Annotated in this window: 17 protein-coding genes; 2 read left to right on the top strand and 15 right to left on the bottom strand. The window is 53.6% G+C overall.

Annotated elements, in window-relative coordinates; genetic code table 11:
• Window positions 1-121: 121 nt before the first annotated feature.
• Together H8L32_RS22485 and H8L32_RS22480 are read right to left on the bottom strand one after the other, a co-directional pair.
• A complete protein-coding gene (locus tag H8L32_RS22485) occupies window positions 122-448 on the bottom strand; it encodes a hypothetical protein (protein WP_186949598.1) in 327 nt (108 codons plus the stop codon).
• Between the two features lie 143 nt (window positions 449-591).
• The gene (locus H8L32_RS22480; RefSeq protein ID WP_186949596.1) at window positions 592-1848 is read right to left on the bottom strand and encodes a TIGR03862 family flavoprotein; all 1257 of its coding nucleotides are present in this window, start codon (window positions 1846-1848) and stop codon (window positions 592-594) included.
• Between the two features lie 151 nt (window positions 1849-1999).
• On the opposite strand from H8L32_RS22480, the gene H8L32_RS22475 reads away from it, so the two are divergent.
• Window positions 2000-3172: a GGDEF domain-containing protein gene (locus H8L32_RS22475; RefSeq protein WP_222619461.1), complete on the top strand. Its 1173-nt coding sequence runs from the start codon at window positions 2000-2002 to the stop codon at window positions 3170-3172.
• Window positions 3173-3300: 128 nt separating this feature from the next.
• Here the strand turns inward: H8L32_RS22475 and H8L32_RS22470 are convergent, their stop codons facing one another.
• From H8L32_RS22470 to H8L32_RS22445, 6 genes are all read right to left on the bottom strand, one after another.
• Window positions 3301-4326, bottom strand: coding sequence for a substrate-binding domain-containing protein (locus tag H8L32_RS22470; RefSeq protein WP_186949592.1), 1026 nt, complete (start codon window positions 4324-4326; stop codon window positions 3301-3303).
• A 366-nt stretch (window positions 4327-4692) separates the two neighbouring features.
• Window positions 4693-5502 (bottom strand): head GIN domain-containing protein, encoded by an 810-nt coding sequence (locus H8L32_RS22465; RefSeq protein ID WP_186949591.1) that lies wholly within the window; start codon window positions 5500-5502, stop codon window positions 4693-4695.
• 70 nt (window positions 5503-5572) lie between these two features.
• On the bottom strand, window positions 5573-6391 hold the full coding sequence (locus tag H8L32_RS22460; RefSeq protein WP_186949589.1) for a DUF1700 domain-containing protein: 819 nt from the start codon (window positions 6389-6391) through the stop codon (window positions 5573-5575).
• A 227-nt stretch (window positions 6392-6618) separates the two neighbouring features.
• On the bottom strand, window positions 6619-8190 hold the full coding sequence (gene glpD / locus H8L32_RS22455) for a glycerol-3-phosphate dehydrogenase (RefSeq protein WP_230412365.1): 1572 nt from the start codon (window positions 8188-8190) through the stop codon (window positions 6619-6621).
• Between the two features lie 14 nt (window positions 8191-8204).
• The gene (locus H8L32_RS22450) at window positions 8205-9335 is read right to left on the bottom strand and encodes an SMP-30/gluconolactonase/LRE family protein (protein WP_186949588.1); all 1131 of its coding nucleotides are present in this window, start codon (window positions 9333-9335) and stop codon (window positions 8205-8207) included.
• Window positions 9336-9566: 231 nt separating this feature from the next.
• Window positions 9567-10070 (bottom strand): hypothetical protein, encoded by a 504-nt coding sequence (locus H8L32_RS22445; RefSeq protein WP_186949586.1) that lies wholly within the window; start codon window positions 10068-10070, stop codon window positions 9567-9569.
• 347 nt (window positions 10071-10417) lie between these two features.
• Between H8L32_RS22445 and H8L32_RS22440 the strand changes: the two genes are divergently transcribed.
• Window positions 10418-11074 (top strand): thiol:disulfide interchange protein DsbA/DsbL, encoded by a 657-nt coding sequence (locus H8L32_RS22440; protein ID WP_186949584.1) that lies wholly within the window; start codon window positions 10418-10420, stop codon window positions 11072-11074.
• Window positions 11075-11196: 122 nt separating this feature from the next.
• Here the strand turns inward: H8L32_RS22440 and H8L32_RS22435 are convergent, their stop codons facing one another.
• The 7 genes from H8L32_RS22435 to H8L32_RS22405 all read right to left on the bottom strand — a co-directional run bounded on the left by H8L32_RS22435 (window position 11197) and on the right by H8L32_RS22405 (window position 17849).
• Entirely contained in the window at window positions 11197-11592 is a 396-nt protein-coding gene (locus tag H8L32_RS22435; RefSeq protein ID WP_186949582.1) for a YccF domain-containing protein, read from the bottom strand.
• A 35-nt stretch (window positions 11593-11627) separates the two neighbouring features.
• Window positions 11628-12851: an ABC transporter permease gene (locus H8L32_RS22430; protein WP_230412364.1), complete on the bottom strand. Its 1224-nt coding sequence runs from the start codon at window positions 12849-12851 to the stop codon at window positions 11628-11630.
• On the bottom strand, window positions 12848-13603 hold the full coding sequence (locus tag H8L32_RS22425) for an ABC transporter ATP-binding protein (RefSeq protein WP_186949580.1): 756 nt from the start codon (window positions 13601-13603) through the stop codon (window positions 12848-12850). Before H8L32_RS22425 ends, H8L32_RS22430 begins: the two co-directional genes overlap by 4 nt.
• Window positions 13603-14862, bottom strand: a complete 1260-nt coding sequence (locus tag H8L32_RS22420; RefSeq protein WP_186949578.1) for an efflux RND transporter periplasmic adaptor subunit — start codon at window positions 14860-14862, stop codon at window positions 13603-13605. Before H8L32_RS22420 ends, H8L32_RS22425 begins: the two co-directional genes overlap by 1 nt.
• Window positions 14863-14906: 44 nt before the next feature.
• A complete protein-coding gene (locus H8L32_RS22415; protein ID WP_186949577.1) occupies window positions 14907-16460 on the bottom strand; it encodes a hypothetical protein in 1554 nt (517 codons plus the stop codon).
• Window positions 16460-17194, bottom strand: a complete 735-nt coding sequence (locus tag H8L32_RS22410; protein WP_186949575.1) for an ABC transporter ATP-binding protein — start codon at window positions 17192-17194, stop codon at window positions 16460-16462. The genes H8L32_RS22415 and H8L32_RS22410 overlap by 1 nt, the downstream gene beginning before the upstream one ends.
• Before the next feature lie 142 nt (window positions 17195-17336).
• Entirely contained in the window at window positions 17337-17849 is a 513-nt protein-coding gene (locus H8L32_RS22405) for a DUF1269 domain-containing protein (protein WP_230412363.1), read from the bottom strand.
• Between the last annotated feature and the right edge of the window lie 71 nt (window positions 17850-17920).

Below are 17920 nucleotides of genomic sequence, written 5' to 3'. Positions count from 1 at the left end.
ATATCACAAGCCTTGAACCCATGCTGTCAGTCTGGTGACAAAGCCTGGGTCAGGCTTGGAGGATGTCTGGAAAATGTTTAGAGCGGGCCAGGATCAGGCCCAGGCCAGGTTGACTACAGGTTCAGACATACCATGCCGACAGCAGGTCTATGTATTCGAGCGGCACGTCAAAATATTTCATGCCGGCGCGGTATTCGCTACCGCTGAGTATGGAGTAGATACAGGTTGCCTTGCAGACCACCTGGGTACGCTGGGAAGCATCACGCGGACTGGGGACTTCCATCATCATCTGATACGTTTGCTTTTCCTTCAACAGTGCGCTGCACTGCATCTGTATGCCGCTGACGGAAAAATTGACGATTTTGGCCGGTACGATTTTACCGGGGACCACCTGGATGGCACCGCGCCAGGTCACATTGGAGCGCGGATTGGTACGGGATTCACTCATACAAAAACGAAAAAGAAGTGCAAAGACATGTAGTCCAAAAATTGATATCAAGAAACGCCCATTGTACCGACTTCTGCCGGGCTCTGCCGACTTACAACAAGACAATACAAAACTGGAACTCATTTCATTAATAGGGATGAGTTCTATTTATTGCTTGCCAGCCAGTCAATGACGCCCTGCGCCGCCTGCTTGCCGCTGGCCATGCATGCTGTTAGCAAATAACCACCGGTTGGTGCTTCCCAATCCAGCATTTCGCCAGCAAAAAACAGGCCAGGATGTTGTTGTGCCATCAGGCTGGCGGACAGTCCTTCAAAACAGACACCGCCAGCGCTGCTGATGGCTTCATCAATGGGGCGCACGGCGGTCAGTTTAAGCGGCAGGCACTTGATCGCCTGTGCCAATAGCTGCGGCTGTTCAAAATCGCACTTTTGCAGGCATTCATGCAACAGGCTCATTTTTAATGCATCCAGCCTGAGCCTGCTTTTTAAATGGCTGGATAAAGATCGTGAACCGCGCGGGTGCTGTATGTCGCTGATGACTTTTTGCAAAGGTGTATCCGGCAACAAATCCAGTTCCAGCACCGCCTGCCCGTTGGCATGCAGTTGATCACGCAACGCGGCAGACAGGGCATACACCAGGCTGCCCTCGACGCCACTGGCAGTCATCACGAACTGGCCTTTGCGCATGGGCAAGCCACTGTCCTTTACCCTGGCGGCAACCGTCAGTAAGGGATGACCGGCAAAGCGCTCCTGGAAGAATGTGGTCCAGCCCACATCGAAACCACAATTCGCCGCCAGCAAATCAGCAACGGCAATACCGCGCTGACGCAGGGTTTCAACCCAGGCACCATCCGAACCGAGACGGGCCCAACTACCACCACCGAGGGCCAGCACGGTGGCACGCGCAGACCGCTGGACTTCGCCTTCTGGCGTGGCGAACACCAGAGTCTGTGCATCGCGCCATCCCAGCCAGCGATGACGCATATGAAACCGCACACCCTGCGTACGCAAGCGATGCAGCCATGCACGCAATAGCGGCGCGGCCTTCATGTCAACAGGGAAGACCCGGCCCGAACTACCAACATAAGTCTCTATGCCCAAACCGGCAGCCCAGTTACGCAGGGCACTAGCGTTAAACTGGCTGATCATGGGCGACAGGACGACTTCGCGCCCGGCATACCGTGTCATGAAAGAGACAGAATCTTCCGAATGGGTCAGGTTCATTCCCCCCTTGCCGGCCATCAAAAACTTACGCCCTACCGATGGCATGGCATCGTACAGACTGACGGCCAGCCCCTGGCTGGCCAGCGTCTCGGCAGCCATCAGGCCAGCAGGCCCGCCACCAATGACAACCACTTCATCCGCGTTGTCATTTTGTGAATTATTTAAGTGCTTTTGCATAAGTTTGGTTCATAATATGATTTCATGTCATTTGTGCCAATTTCTGTTCGTGCTCGAACGGCGTGAATGCGGAATTGCCCCATCTGTCGCCTGTCGCCTGAAGTGCCTGTCTGATATGACTGCCGTGCCACCCATGCACCCATACCTGTCTATGGTTAATCTGGATCGTACTACGCTTGACCTGGTCGTTGTCTGCATCAGTGTGATTTCCATGCTGGTCATGCTGGCTGTCTGGCGCATCAATCGCGGCATACCCGGCACGGGGGTATGGGCACTTGCGGCATCGATCACTGCACCCGCCTTTCTGGTAATGCGGCTCATTGGCGTGACTGATGTTCCCAAAGCGCTGATTATTGCCATCAATAATTCCCTGGCACTCACTACCGTCCTGCTGATGCTGGAAGGCACCTTGCGCTTTCGCGGCTATGCGTCACACCAGCGCTGGCGCCTGGGTCTGGTACTGATTCCGCTCTTCGTCCTGCTGGCATTCGTCAACCGGGACGACATGATACGCCGTTACCTGTTTCATGATGCGATTGCAGCGGCATTAATGCTGGCCAATGCCTTCATACTCATCAGAAAAACCCGCGATCTCGAATTGCTGGCTGCAGGCATAGGGGCATTATCCATGTCGGCCATGGCGGCGGCCTTCATGCTTCGCTGGCACCTGGCCTTCAGCGCTGACGACAATGCACAACTAGCCGGGCATCCATTGCTGAACGTGGTGTATCTGGTGCTGGTCTTGTGCCTGCTGAGCTGGACATATGGTGTCAGCGCCTGCTGCAATTTACGGGCGCAAAACAGCATACTGCAAATGGCACGCGAAGATGTACTCACCGGCCTGCCCAACCGCAGGCACGTGGATGAAATACTCGACCGTGCCATCGCCATGAGCGCCCGCAACCAGCAAGGTTTTGGCTTTATCCTGATCGACCTGAACCACTTCAAGGCAATCAATGACCGCTATGGTCATCAGGCCGGAGACCTGCTGCTGAAGGAAGTCGCAAAGCGGCTCAAGAGTTTCTGTCGCCACGCCGATTTTGTTGGCCGCATCGGTGGTGATGAATTTGTTGCGATCACCTTCGGCGTGAACCAGGAATCCCAGCTCGACCGCACTTTGCTGCGCCTGAAAAAAATGCTGGTCGGCCCCTGCATCATACAAGGCCATACCGTGAATATTGAAGCGGCACTGGGCTCTGCCATGTTCCCGACAGATGGCCGTACAGCCGACCGGTTGATGCAGGCCGCCGATCAGCGCATGTATTTGGACAAATCAGTCCCCGACAATATCCTGGCGGCAGTCACGCAAAGAGCAGCCTTGTAATCCGGCTTGTCACTGAAAGCATAAAAAAACAGGCCGGAATAGTTCCGGCCTGCTCTTCCTGTCTATTCGCAGCAACTTTCAAAGCAGCTTATTTTGGTCGCTTATTTTGGTCACTTACTTATGACCACTTATTTTGACCAATAGCGCAGGTAATGATTGCGGAAATCATTGCCCGGTTCAAAGGTGTTTTTCTGTCCACCGTCATAGGCAATATTCTGTGCCGTCACCAGATGGACGGATGAACTGACAAATCCACTTGGCTCTGCGCCAGAAAACGCCCGATTGAGCTCATCCACCAACTGCCAGGCATGCATGGACAGTGGTTCAGGTACGGTAGCCGTCTGCAGGCTGTTGGCACGGATGCGTTTGTAGGCCGTAGGTGAACCGTCACCGGCAGCTACGCCTACCAGTTTGTTGTTGGCGATCAGAGCTGCCGTGGCTGGTACTTCCAGCAGGTCAAAATAGAAATCGATGGCACCAATCGCATGCGTCCACTTGCTGCCATGGCGTTTGACGAGGTTTTCAACCACGCCTTTCATTTTGATATGGGCATCAATCAACGGCACATCTTCCACACTCAGTAATTTGCAGCCTTCACATTGCTTGATGGTTTCAACAATGGCGGCAGACTTGGCATGCAGGTAGGGATTGCTGGTATCGGTGAACACCACGATACCAGCCTTGTTGTTGGAATCAACCACGGTGTACAGTGCAGCGACCTGTGCCACCTCTTTTGGATTGGTTGCAATATTCGTGAACAGGCCATCTGTCGGCCCATTTTTGGTGGACGCATGCCAGCCGACCACCGGTATTTTGGCCTTGGCTGCAGCTGCCATACCCTTGGCCTGGGTGCCGACATCCACGCCTGCCATGATGATGCCATCGGCCTTCATATCCAGCGCCTGGGCAACGATGGCAGAACCCTGGTTGCAACGCCCACGGCAGTCGATGGGCAAAGTTTCCCAGCCACCACTGGCGCTGGCTTCACGCACGCTGGCAAATACGCCCGCAGTACCCGGATCACTGAGATCGGCAGCAACAAAAATAATTTTCTTTTTCTTTTGTAGTCGGGGCCCGTCTGTCGGACCTTCCCAATGATTCTTCAGGGAAGCAGCGCGTGCCACTTTGGCATTTGCCTTGCTAAGAAATTGCATGGGATTATCCTGGGCAAAAGCACCAGAAATAAAGCTGAACATAACAAACAACGCGGTCAAGCACTTACTTTGAGTAGCAGTCATGATTCTCGGCTGGTCAGGTTAGAAATGGGCCTGTATGTACAAATACAGAACTTATTTTTGGTTTTGAAACAAATTCTTACATATCTGCGATGATTATTGCAGAAAAATGCATCAAGTAAATAGAGTTTCGGTACCAACCTGCCAGCGACGAATTTTTATTAAATTAATTATTTATTTTCAAAATATAATTTTCCAATTAAAAATATTTTCAAAAGAAAATATCATTCCATCAGGCAATGATATTTGCTCTACGCCAATAAACAACACTGATATCCCACTTTTTCAGTCCCAGCGCACCTCGCCGGAGCCTACACGCTCCACATTGCGCTTGCCAGGATTACCAAAAACGTGCACGTCACCACTGCCCGTCAACTTCAGGCGGGCTTCCTGGCTGGCAAATACCTTGGCACTGGATGAACCCACGGCATTGACGAAGACCTGGGCACTTTTCAGTGCAACAGCATTCAAATCGCCTGAACCGTGCAGTCTGGCATTCAGTAATCTGGACTGACCCTTGATGACACTGTCGCCAGAACCATTGATACTGAGTTCTACCGTGTCGCTATTGCCCAGATTCAAATTCAGGTTGCCGCTGCCGTGCAGGCCAGCATTAACTTGCTGAAAATCACCATCAAAGTTGACGTCACCCGACCCATTCACAGAGATTTCCATTTTATTGCCACGAAAACCCTTGATGCTGGCGTCACCGCTCCCGCCAAGCTGGAGTTTTTCCAGATTGGGCAAACTCAGTTCGACCTTGGTTTGTTCGGTTTTGCCTATGGAAATATAAATGCCACGGGTACCGATGTGCAGGGTATTGCCTTCGATGGTCGTCGTAATACGGGATACCAGTTTGGCATCGCCCCTGACCAGCATTTCCGGTGTGCTGGCCTGTTTCAGTATCAGGTCAACGGGACCATGCAGGACGACATTCACTACGCTTGCATTCACGGGGCGCGCTTCACTGGCTGACGATCCACCACTGGCCATGGCGACATTGGCGGCATGGGCTTTGATGAATACGACCGATGCGCCAGTCAATATGACGGACAGGGCCAACATGCCTGCGCCGGTACGAATAATGTTTTTCATCTTGTTCTCCTGATGTTGAAGCGATACTTTTGAAACAATACTGACAATGCTAACAATTCTTGCCTGACACTCAGGCCGGACGGACCAGGTGCAGTTGCAACAGATTCCAGCGCAGATAATTCCGGACACCGATGAAGGTGTATTTGGTCATGAACATGCTCAACATCAATAGCAGGACAGAGCCTATGATCATGCCCATTCCCATCAGCGCCTTGCTGCCGTAAAAATGATTGCCCACATCAATATGCAATTCTTTTTTACCAGCGTCCACCGCCGTAGCAGGCAGGCTGCCAGCGACACTGTTGCCGTCAACCTTGATGACACCAGCTGCTTCGGCAACTTTGGTGTCATTGCTGGCTTTTTCGCCATCGATCAAAATGCCTGATTCAGTAATATCCACGCGCACGTTCTCATGTTGCAGATTGCTCGTGACTTTGTGATGACCGTGCCTGATCGCATGATGGTTGTGGTAAGGCACATCGATACTGAAATGATCAACCCCTGACAGGCTGGCAGCAGTCACGCCTATGCCAGCCACATACAGACTGAGGGCAACGACATAGCTGGAGCACAAAAGTGTGAAATACACGACCGCCGGAATGAACATGAAAAGATTGAACACCATCAGTCCAATCAGAGCCACCAGCCAACTGGCGATATTGCCGACAGTGAAATTATGTTTCAGTGCCTGGTAATGATTACTGGCTTTTTTGCGGGCAGCGACCAGTTCCGGTTTGGGCAGACTGGCAACGGCTTCTTCTTCCGACTTGCCGGATGCAATGGCATCGGCCAGGCTGGCTTCAGTTTCCCAGATCGTTTCTTGTATCACTGTTGCTGGCAAACCATCGAGTGCCTGGCGCAGGGCCTGCAGGTATTCAGTCTTGTTCATGGATTTCTCCCTGTTTTTTTGATTGCGTAGTCTAAGAATAAGCAATGCCAGAGAGCAAAACCATCGCCATGCGACAGTGCGTGCATTCGGGGGGATGAAATGCAAAAGTCAGGGACAGGCCGCAATGACTGTCGTGCACTTTGTGCTGGATACAGGTTAGAAACACCCCGTCAAGGGGTGTTTCTTATATTTTCAACAAGACCTGCCTATATAGTTAATTTATGTCGTTAATCCACGTGCCTGGCAAGATGATGGCTTAGCCATCTTGTCAGTCTTTCGGTATTTTCACCCAGCATATGCAGGCCCAGACGACTGCGACGCCATAATATATCTTCGGTGGTGCGCGCCCATTCATGCCGTATCAGATATTCCACCTCAGCAACATACAGACCGGGAAGCAGCATGTCCCCCATGTCTGACAAGGATTGCCGGTTCTTGAGCAGGACATGGATGCGGGTGCCATAGGCATGTGCAAATCTTTCTGTCAGATGCGGGGGCAGCCACGCATATTGCTGCTGGCAATGCTGAATAAAAACAGGAAACTCAAGCACCGCCTGATTTTGCGGCAAGGCCCCCAGGATGTCACCGCCCGGCAAGCAGGCATGTTCCGTCCAGTCTGCATTGGCATTGTTGAGCAAGGGCGCCAGTTGCTCCAGCGCTTCTTCTGCCAGCTTGCGGTAGGTGGTGATTTTGCCACCGTAGACATTCAACAACGGTGGGCCATCGGCATCCAGTTCCAGCCGGTAATCACGGGTCAGTGCGGCCGCTTTTTCCTTGCCACCGATATGCGGCTCTTCCACCAGAGGTCGCACGCCGGAATACGACCACACCACGTCGGCGGGCGTAATCAGCTGGGTGAAATACTGCCCGGCCAGCTCGCACAGATATGCGATTTCCTGTTCGGTAATGGCAACCTGATCCAGAGAACCGGTGTAATCGAGGTCGGTCGTCCCTATCAGGGTAAAGTTTTGTTCGTAAGGAATCGCAAACACGATGCGGCCATCCGGATGCTGGAAGATATAGGCATACGGATGATGGAACAGGCGTCGCACCACGATGTGGCTGCCCTTGATCAGTCTCAGGGTTTTTGCTGTCCCCTGATGCAGCAATTTATGCAGTACATTCACCGCCCATGGTCCGCTGGCATTCACCAGACTACGGCTTTTGACAGTCAACTGGCTACCATCGGCTTTCTGCAATTGCACCAGCCAATGCTGGTCTTCTCTTTTTGCAGACAGACAAGTGGTACGGGTCATGATGCGCGCACCTTTTTCTGCCGCATCCATGGCATTCAAGACCACCAGCCGTGCATCATTCACCCAGGCATCGGAATAGGCAAACCCGCGCCTGAAGTCTGCCTGCAGGGGCTTGCCGGTAATATGCGTACGCAAATTCAGGCTTTCAGCCCCGGGTAATAATTCTCGCCTGGCCAGGTGATCATATAAAAACAGGCCAGCCCGTATCATCCAGGCCGGTCTTTGTCCACGCGCATGCGGCATGACAAAACGCAGGGGGCTGATGATATGCGGCGCAGAACGCATCAACACTTCGCGTTCCAGCAGGGCCTTGCGCACCAGACCAAATTCATAGTATTCAAGATAGCGCAGGCCACCGTGTATCAGCTTGGTGGAGGCTGACGAGGTGTGGGCGGCCAGGTCATCTTTTTCACACAAGAGTACGCTCAGTTTTCGTCCGGCAGCATCGCGGGCAATGCCGGTGCCATTGATACCGCCGCCTATCACCAGCACATCCACTTCGGCCATCTGCGCTGTCAACTTCTCTGTCGTCTGCACTGTCATCTACGGTATGCCATTCATTTCCTGACCAGGTGATTCGGCAACCAGCCTATGCCATGTGCATGCAGGCTTTGTATGTAGAGCCGGTCTGCGGTTTCGGTGACGCCTGTGGTTTCCGGATACTGGCCAGACGGGTCTTGCAAATCCACCAGGATCTTGCCGCCTTCATTGAAGGCCAGTACATGGCCATAGGCAGGCGGCACCGGCCATAAGGCGCGTGGCAAGCGCAGGGTAATGCTGCGCAGCCAGGGCTTTTCAGCCATGCTGTCTATCGCCGCACCACGCGGCTTGGCCAGGCCCAGCCAGATACGGCCATCACGTCCGCGCATGAGATTATCGGGATAACCGGGCAAATCGCGCAACAGGATGCTTGCCAGTTTTTTATCCGGTTTGCGTTTCAGATTCAACTGGCTGGCCTGGATGGAGATTTTCCAGATGCGGTATTCACCGGTTTCGGCAACGATAAGCTGCTGTTCATCTTCACTCAGCACCAGGCCATTGGCAAAACACATTCCTTCCGCCACGACGCGTGTCTGTTTGCTGGCGGGGTCATATTCCAGCACCCGCCCGGTGGAGGAATGTTCGAGAATATCAAGCACGCTGGCGTGAAAGGTGCCACCCGATTCACGCGCACCAAAACGCTGTGAGGCATCGGTAAAATACATCTTGCCGGATTTGGCGACCACCACGGCATCGGCATACAGGATAGGGCTGTCGCCGACCTTGTCAGCCAGCACCGTGATCTGCCGGTCAGGCGCAATCGACAACAGACCACGGAAGGCATCTGCAGCAATCATGTTACCGGCCGCATCAAACATGAATCCCAACACCCGGCCACCGGTATTCACCCAGACTTCACGCTGGCTGCCATCCGGCTGCATGCGCAAAATCGCACCAGAGGTGACGGCGGCATACAGATGTCCATCAGGCCCCATGGCGATATGTTCAGGCCCGGTTTCATCTCCGATGGCTATGGTTTTCAGGGCGGCCAGTTTTTCATTACGCGCATGTGGTGGCGAATACCCGGTAAATGGCGTAGCCTGCCAGGCAACCGGATTGATCGGCACCGGGGCCAGCAGCAGATAGGCAAGCACCGCAGCCAGCAAGGCCAACAAGATCAGGATGATACGGATTATCCACTTCTTCAACTTTATCTCCTTATAGATGCAGCGCTGCAAGAAACATCAAAACACAGACACGCAGAGACGCAAACACACAGGCAGGCCAGCACGACATGAACACAGCACGTATTTTGCACTGTCTGAATATGCATTTGACATTTATTTTTGCAAATGTCAGCGCAATGGGTGGGAGAATCAGGGAATAGTGAGGTAAAACAAAGGGCTATCGGCCCTATCTACCTTATCTGGCTGCCCAAGTCAGTTCAGGCAGCGGGCGGCGTCGTAGGTACGCAACCAGGTCATTTGCAGGATGCGGGCATCATTGCTGGCGCGGTGGCGGGAAATATTCAAGTCTTCCTGTACCTGATTTTTGGTGGCATGCCACAAGCCTTCCTGCTGGGGGGAGATGATTTCACGCAAATCCGCCAGACGAAAACTGGGTACCCGGTCAGCGGCATCATACAGGCGAGCCATCCATATGTAATCCTGGGCCCAGCCATCGGTATAGACAGTTTGCCCTGTCAGTTGCAGATTCAGTTGTTCTGTCACCTGGCTGGGGGATTTGCCTCTTGCGACCAGCAATTCACGCGGAATGCGGTGTACACATGCCGCATGCACATCCCAGTGGTCCCAGTCTGATTCGGGGCGAATGAGGCTACACCAGCCTTCGCCGTGACGGCGCGAAAAGCCGACCTCGATAGGGTAGCTGCCTTTGCCGAAGCCGGATGCTTCAAAGTCAATCACGATAGGCACGGTTATCATTGCAGGTGCTCCACAGTCTGGGAAAGTTGATGCAGGTTTTTACTTGCAAAACAGGACACATGCAATATCCGGGGGCACAAGCCAGGTGGCTGAACACGCTGGAACAAGTCAGCTTTTTTCAGTTTTTTTCCAGCTTTAGCGCCACCCTGAGTTTATTTTTCTACGAATCAATTCAGGGCGCAAGGCTTTGCTGAGAAATCCGGGGATTTTTAAAGATGTTTGACGAATCAGCAGCTAATTGCGGACAGTCAGGCTAGCCGCCACTGCCCTGTTTGGAAGGCGCATGCCAAATTACGCAAATACTGGTAAGCTCAGCAGCTTGTTTCGCTTCATGTTAAAGGAAATCCATGCGCCTCTTACGCCTTTTGCTTATTACCCTCGGTTTCGTTGCCAGCACGGCCCAGGCAACGCCTGCCGCGCCCAAAAATGGGGCAGAATTTATCACCCTGCCGGCACCACAGCCGGTGCTATCCAGCGGGAAGAAAGTCGAAGTCATCGAATTTTTCATGTACCACTGCCCGGCCTGTAATGCGCTGGAACCCAGCCTGAATGAATGGGTCAAAAAGCAGGGTGACAATATCCTGTTCCGCCGCATGCATTTGCCGCTGACGGGTGAAAAAGATCCTGAAGCACATCTGTTCCTGACGCTGGAAGCGATGAATCTGGAAACGGCACTGCATGCCAAGGTCCTGGCTACCTGGCATGTCGAACGCAGCCGCCTGACCAGTGATGCAGAAAATATTGACTGGGCTGTCAAGAATGGCATCGATAAAGCCAAATTCCTGAGTTTCTATAACTCTTTCGCTGTCATCACCAAATTGACCAACCTGTCGAAGCTGGTCGCTACCTATAAAGTGGACAGTACACCGACCTTTGTCGTGGATGGCCGTTACCTGACCAATCCATCCATGATCGCCGGTGCCAACAGCAATATTCCACGCGAGCAGTTGTACCAGGCCACCATGCAGGTGCTGGAAGCGCTGATAGCAAAATCAAAGAAATAAGTCATTGATTGAGGCAGGTTACCATCACGTGTAGCCTGCCTTATTTCCCCACTTTCCCCCTCCTACATCCCCGCCAGCAAACCGCAATCACATCACGATCAAGGCCGCAGTCTGCTCGCCCGTTATTTGTCCACCACGGTTTTACCTATCGGTGCCAGCGCAATTGCAGCCAGTTTCAAATGCTGGATGCCAAATGGAATACCGATGATAGTGACGAAACAGAACAAAGCTGAAAACAAGTGTGCTATCGCCAGCCAGACACCGGCGAAAATGAACCAGATGATATTACCTATCGTTCCCAGCACACCGGTACCTATATCCTCCTGACCTGTCACCGCCTGCCGGCTGACCACTTCCTTGCCAAATGGCATGAAAGTCAGTTGCCCGATCACGAAGCAGGCGCGGCCCCAAGGTATGCCTATGATGCTGATAAAGGCCAGGGTGCCCACCAACCACCATGCCAGTCCCGTAATAAAACCACCGAATACCAACCACAGGATATTGCCGATCAGACTCATCGCTTGCCTTTCGGTTTATTCATGATTATTCATGATTATTCGTAGCGCAGACAATCCACCGGCAATAAACGCGAGGCACGGCGGGCAGGATAAAAGCCAAAGAAGATACCCACAAAGCTGGCGAAACCACAGGCCACCACCATTGCCTGCAAGCCGATGACGACTTCCAGCTTGCCGGTAGACGTAATCGCCGCAGCGCCAGCCATGGCCAGCATGATGCCTATGATGCCGCCGACCAGGCAGATCACTACAGCCTCGGTCAAAAACTGCAACAGCACGTCGCGTGGCTTGGCACCAATCGCCATGCGTATGCCTATCTCGCGGGTGCGCTCAGTCACCGATACCAGCATGATATTCATGATGCCTATGCCACCCACGATCAGTGAGATGGCACCAATCGCACCCAGCATGGCAGCCAGACCAGCACTGATCTTGGCTCCGGTCTCGACAATCGAGGCCAGGTTATCGATACGAAAATCATCTTCCTGTCCGGCCTTGATATGGTGGCGGTCACGCAACATGTCCTTGATGTCTTCTTCCGCATCCTTCAACTGCTTTTCAGTTTTGCCCTGCACCACGACGTAATGCACATTGCGTGGGAACGGGCTGCGCATCAAGGTGGCGCGTGCCGACGTGATCGGGATCAGGACCATCTCACCCAGGTCACCGCCATCAAACATGCGCCCCTCGCCCTGTAAGACACCGACCACCTGGAAGGGTACATTGTCTATGCGTACAAACTGGCCTATCGGGTTGTCTTTGTAAAAGAACTGGTCCGCCAGTTTCTTGCCTATGATAACCATGCGTGCTGCGCCACGGATGTCGGAATCACTGAATTCATTCCCCTGATCCACTTTCCAGTTACGTACCTTGAACATTTCAGGCGTAACGCCGAGCACGGCATTATTCGAATTGTCATTTCCCACCGTGAGCTGGAAGAAGCCCTGCAAGGCCGGAGCAGCCCCATTCAGGGTAGGCAGTTCATTAAGTGCCACTGCGTCTTCGACAGACAGCGAAGGTGCAGTGCCGGTACGTGCGCGCACACCCTGGGTGCGGTTGGCACCCGGTGAGATAATCATCAGATTACTGCCCAGTACTTCCAGCTCTTTGGCGATAAATTTCTTGGCGCTTTCACCAACGGCCAGCATCATCACTACCGAGGTAATGCCGATGATAATGCCCAGCATGGTCAGTGCCGTGCGCAGGCGGTTGGCATTCATGGAACGGAATGCTTCTATAAAAACCTGAAGGAAATTCATTTTGCATCCCCCTGTGCGTCTGAATATTCAGCATGTGAAGCCGCCAATTGGCGCAAGCCTTCTGCCGCCGGGCCATCGTACAGGACATGTCCATCCTTGAGACGCACCAGGCGCTTGCTATAGGCTGCAATATCCGGTTCATGGGTGACCAGCAGGATGGTGATGCCACGCTCGGCATTCAATTGCTGTAGCGAGCGCATGATGTCTTCACTGGTTTGTGTATCCAGGTTGCCAGTAGGTTCATCCGCCAAGATCAGTGGTGGATCAGCGACCAGGGCACGGGCGATGGCAACGCGCTGCTGCTGTCCGCCTGAGAGTTGATTGGGCAGGCGTTTGGCATAATCTTTCAGCCCCACCCTTTCCAGTTCCACCACTGCCTTCTTGTGCGCCTTGTCACGCCCGACGCCGGCATATATCAGAGGCAGGGCGACGTTTTCAGCCACGCTCATACGTTTGATCAGGTTAAAGCTCTGGAACACAAAACCGATGGTGCGGTTGCGTATGGTTGCCAGTTCGGCACGCGACAGGCTCAGGGTATCGACACCGTTCAGCAGATACGAGCCGCTGGTGGCCTGGTCCAGGCAACCAAGGATATTCATCAGCGTGGATTTGCCAGAGCCGGACTGTCCCATCACGGCCAGGAAATCACCGCGTGGCACCTGTACATCAATGCCATGCAAGACCTTGGTCTCCACGCCACCAGAGAAATAACTCTTGGTGACCTGGCGTATGGCTATCAGGGTATCGCTCATCAGCGTGCTCCGGACTTGTCCAGCGCACGGGTAATGACATTGTCACCAGGTTTCAAATCACCGGAAATGACTTCGGTATACTTGAAGTTGGACAAACCGATTTTGACATCGACTGTCCTGGCCTGGTTCTTTTCATCGAGTTTGTACAGTTTGAAAGTGCGGGTCAGGTCTTTCCTGGTACGGAAAGCCACGTCATCATCAACATCAGGTGCAGGCAGATTGCTGGCGACAGATGCCGAAGCTGAGGCTGATGCTGCGCCCGAGGCTGCTGCACTTCCATTTTTTTCTTTTTCCTTGAGTGCCTTGGCTTCCTTGGCCTGCTCTTCTTCTGTCGGTTTATAGCGCAGGGCGGCGGTCGGGATGCGTATCACATTTTCACGGCTGCCAACCACCAGGCGTACTTGTGCCGTCATGCCGGGTTTCAGCAATTCATCCTTGTTATCCACGTCCAGCACCACGTTATACGTGACCACGTTTTGCTGCACGTTCGCTGCCAGGCGGAACTGGCGCAGCTTGGCTTCGAATTCACGATCCGGATAGGCATCGACGACGAAACGTGCGGGCAAACCATCTTTCAGTGAACCGACATCGGCTTCCGAGACGCTGGTATCAATCTGCATCTTGGTCAGGTCACGTGCAATCTGAAACAGGTTAGGCGTCTGGAAAGACGCAGCCACAGTCTGCCCCATGTCGATGGTGCGCTTGATGATGACGCCATCAATAGGGGAACGAATGACACTGTTGTTCAGGTCGGCCTTGACACGATCCAGCTGCGCCCGCGCCAGTTTGATATTGGCGTCGGCCACTTCGACTTCACGTCTGGCCTGGTCCATGGCGGTGCCGGAGATATAGTTTTGCGTGACCAGCTTCTGGTTACGTTCCAGCGTGGCCTGGGCCAGGCGTTTCGATGCTTCGGCTGATGCCAGGCTGGCTTCGCTCTGCTTGATCTGGGCATTGAAAATGGTCGGATCAAGTTTCAGCAGGACCTGGCCCTGCTTCACCCTGTCATTGAAATCTGCCTTCAGTTCAACCACGGTACCAGATACCTGGGAACCAACATTGATCAGGGCCACCGGATTGAGTGTGCCGCTGGCAGTCACGGTCTGGGTGATATTGCCTTTATCAACGACAACGGTTCTGTATTTGGGTTCTTCTTCCTTCGGTTTGCCTTTTTCCTTTTGGTAATACATGGCGGCAGCACCACCTACGACCAGCAGGGCAATGGCCACAAAAACGCGTTTTTTTGTAAATACAGGCATGGCAGAATCAATCCCAGGTTATCAGGTAAGCAATAGACCAGCTATCAAATATTTCGTTCAATACGGAAAAACCAGGCCAGCACCGGTGCCAGCAATGCAGCACCGGCCGGTATCCACAACCAGTTCGGGAATTGCATGCCCGCATAAATACAGCCAGCCCAGCCAAAAGAGCTCAGGGCTTCGAGCAAACCGGCTATCCACTGGGCATGGCCACGCCGGTTAAACTGCGCCCGTGGTGCAGGCTTGGATTGCCACAGATTGATCAGCGCAGAACCAAGCATGGCCAGCATCGCACACAAGCTCACCGCCAGCCCCAGCAGCACTTGTTGCGCACTGAGCCAGATCAGGGCTGGTGTCATCAATACCATGACGGGTAGCAAAGCTGCAATCAACTTGCTGATGACAATCGTCAACGGTTTAACCGGGGCGGCGCGTAACAGGTCTGGCGCATCTTCGCCAGACACGATTATCCAGATCAGTGAACCCGCCAGCGAAGCGCCCAGGAACACCATGCCGGAGGCCACACCAGGTAAAACCGACTTGCTCCTGAACACCACGAAAAACAGCGGCACCATATACAATAATTGCAGCAATACCTGGGATATAAGTTGCGGATCACGGGCGATCAAACGCCATTCTTTCTGAATGATGGTCATGCGCAGGCTGCGTCCAAACCCGGCCTGCCCTGCTTTACCACCGCTCCCTGCATTCAGCGGCTTGCGCTGGCTGCCAACGGATTGCTGCACGCCACGCACAAAGAATTGATGGGTAAAGCGGGCAGTCAGCCAAAAACAGGCCAGGCTGATCAGGCTGAACACCAGAATGGCGGGCAGCGAACCCAGCATGGCACGCGCCGGTGTCCATACCGGGCTTTGCGCATCCAGCGGGCCACCGGGCTGAAACAGGGGTGTCAGATAATCCTGCACATTCTGGCGCACTTCCTTACCCAGATTGCCGAATAGTTGCGACAGGATAAAAATCGAAGCCCCGGTCAGCGCGCCCAGTATCTGGCCAACGGTACGGGTACGGCGCACGCCTATGGTTTTCACCAGCCCCAGGGTCAGCAACATGGATAGTGAAGCAGCAATCATAGCCATGCCCAGTATGCCGGGATAAATCCCCAGCCAGGTCCATTGACCGGTCACCGCGCCTATATTGGCCACCGGGGCCAGCAGCACAAGAAACCAGACCACCACACCAAACGTGACACCTGCCAGCCTGACACTGAAAATGGTACGCGACGATAAAGGTGAAGACAGCAACAGGTCCAGGTCACCGCGTTCAAACAGGGCCCTGACGCTGCGCGTCAGCCCCATTGACAGCATCATGCTGAAGATCACCATCATCAGCAAGCCGGTCGCAATCAGGATGAGTGGCGGAATATCCTTGCCAAATGGCGGTATTTTGCGCATCAAAAACCAGACGCCGACATGCGCCATCACAGCCAGGAAGGCGATCAGGCAGATGCCAAACACCGACATGCCACGGGCGGCGCTGCGGCCAGGGCGACTTTGACCCATGTCATAAAATGCCAGACGGATTTCATGCCAGAGCAGCCAGGCAGCACTGCCTGGCTGGAAATTCAAGCCGCGAGCCATTATGCTGGCTCCGTCAATTGCAGGAAGACTTCTTCAAGTGTGCCAGCACTATGGCTGGTCCTGGTGCGCAATTCGTCGAGTGTGCCTTCGGCGATCAGTTTGCCGTTCTGGATGATGCCTATGCGTTCGGCCAGCCGTTCAGCCACATCCAGGATATGCGTGGTCAGTATCACGGTGCCACCCTGCTTCACGTGTGCCAGCAGGACATCCTTGACCTGGCGCGCTGCGGCCGCATCCAGACCGGTCAGCGGTTCGTCGAGGATGATCAGTTCCGGCTGGTGGATGAGGGCACCCGCCAGTGCCAGTTTTTGTTTCATGCCGCGCGAAAAGCCTTCGGTCAGCTCATCGGTATGCTGTAACAGATCCAGCCATTCCAGCAATTCACGCGCCCGGGTTTCGGCGACATCGGCAGACACGCCCCACAAGCCTGCCACAAACGCCAGATATTCAAAGGGCTTGAGCTTGTTGTATAACATGGGGTCATCCGGCAGGTAAGCCAGCTTGCTCTTGGCCAGCGCCGCATTGCTTGCCAGATCATTACCCAGGATATGGATGCTGCCACTGTCCGGCAGTATCAGGCCAGCCACCATACGCAGAGTGGTGGTCTTGCCGGCACCGTTAGGGCCCAGCAAGGCATACAGTTCACCGCGACGTACCTGCAGATTCAGATTTTCTACGGCAGGACGACCAAAGTTCTTGCTCAGGTCACGCAACTCCAAGGCTATATCTGTCATTTTGGGAAATGTTGTCTAAAAATTTAGCCATTGTATTCCTAAATCAACAAAAATAAGCATCGTGCATACAAACAACATGCAGGCATGTTATTGCCTGCATGTTGTGCATAAAAAGACATATATCCAAGGTCAGTTGATGAAATCAACTGAAAACCGGCACATGCGGATCGACACCACCAAAACGGATTTCAGGATGCCGCTTGCTGACCAGTTCCTTGATTTCTGCCACCCGCTTGAAAGGTACATCCACCATCAGCAAAACACGGCCATTTTCTATCTCGGCCTGAAAAGGTTTCAGGCGCGAGCTGGGGATGGCCGTTGCTGCCCTGCCAGATACCCATGACCCGAACATGGCACCACCCAGTGCCGAAATCACCACGGCAAGAATACGCATTTCCATGCCTTCAGGTGGAAAGATCAGCCACAAGCCGCCTGCCAGCAAACCCGCTATACCACCTATCAGCATGCCGACTTCTGCACCATGTATCAAATCCGTCTTCTGGAAGGAATTCGCCTCTGGCATATCAGCAGGCAACATGCCTTCTCTGGCATGAAAATGCATATGTCGCTCATCCACACGGGCCAGCAACAATTCATCCAGCATCGCCCTGGCACTGCCTGCGTCGGGTAACATGAAGTACAGTCTGCGTCTCATAAGAACCTCCTGAAGTAAATATCCAAAGAGGCAGTTGCGGTGGCTACACGGTGACCAGAATTGGCCAGGGG

It is taken from the genome of Undibacterium hunanense (assembly GCF_014284335.1).
GTDB lineage: Bacteria > Pseudomonadota > Gammaproteobacteria > Burkholderiales > Burkholderiaceae_D > Undibacterium > Undibacterium hunanense.
Note: the sequence above shows the minus strand (reverse complement) of the source record. Positions and strands in the feature narration are given on the sequence as shown.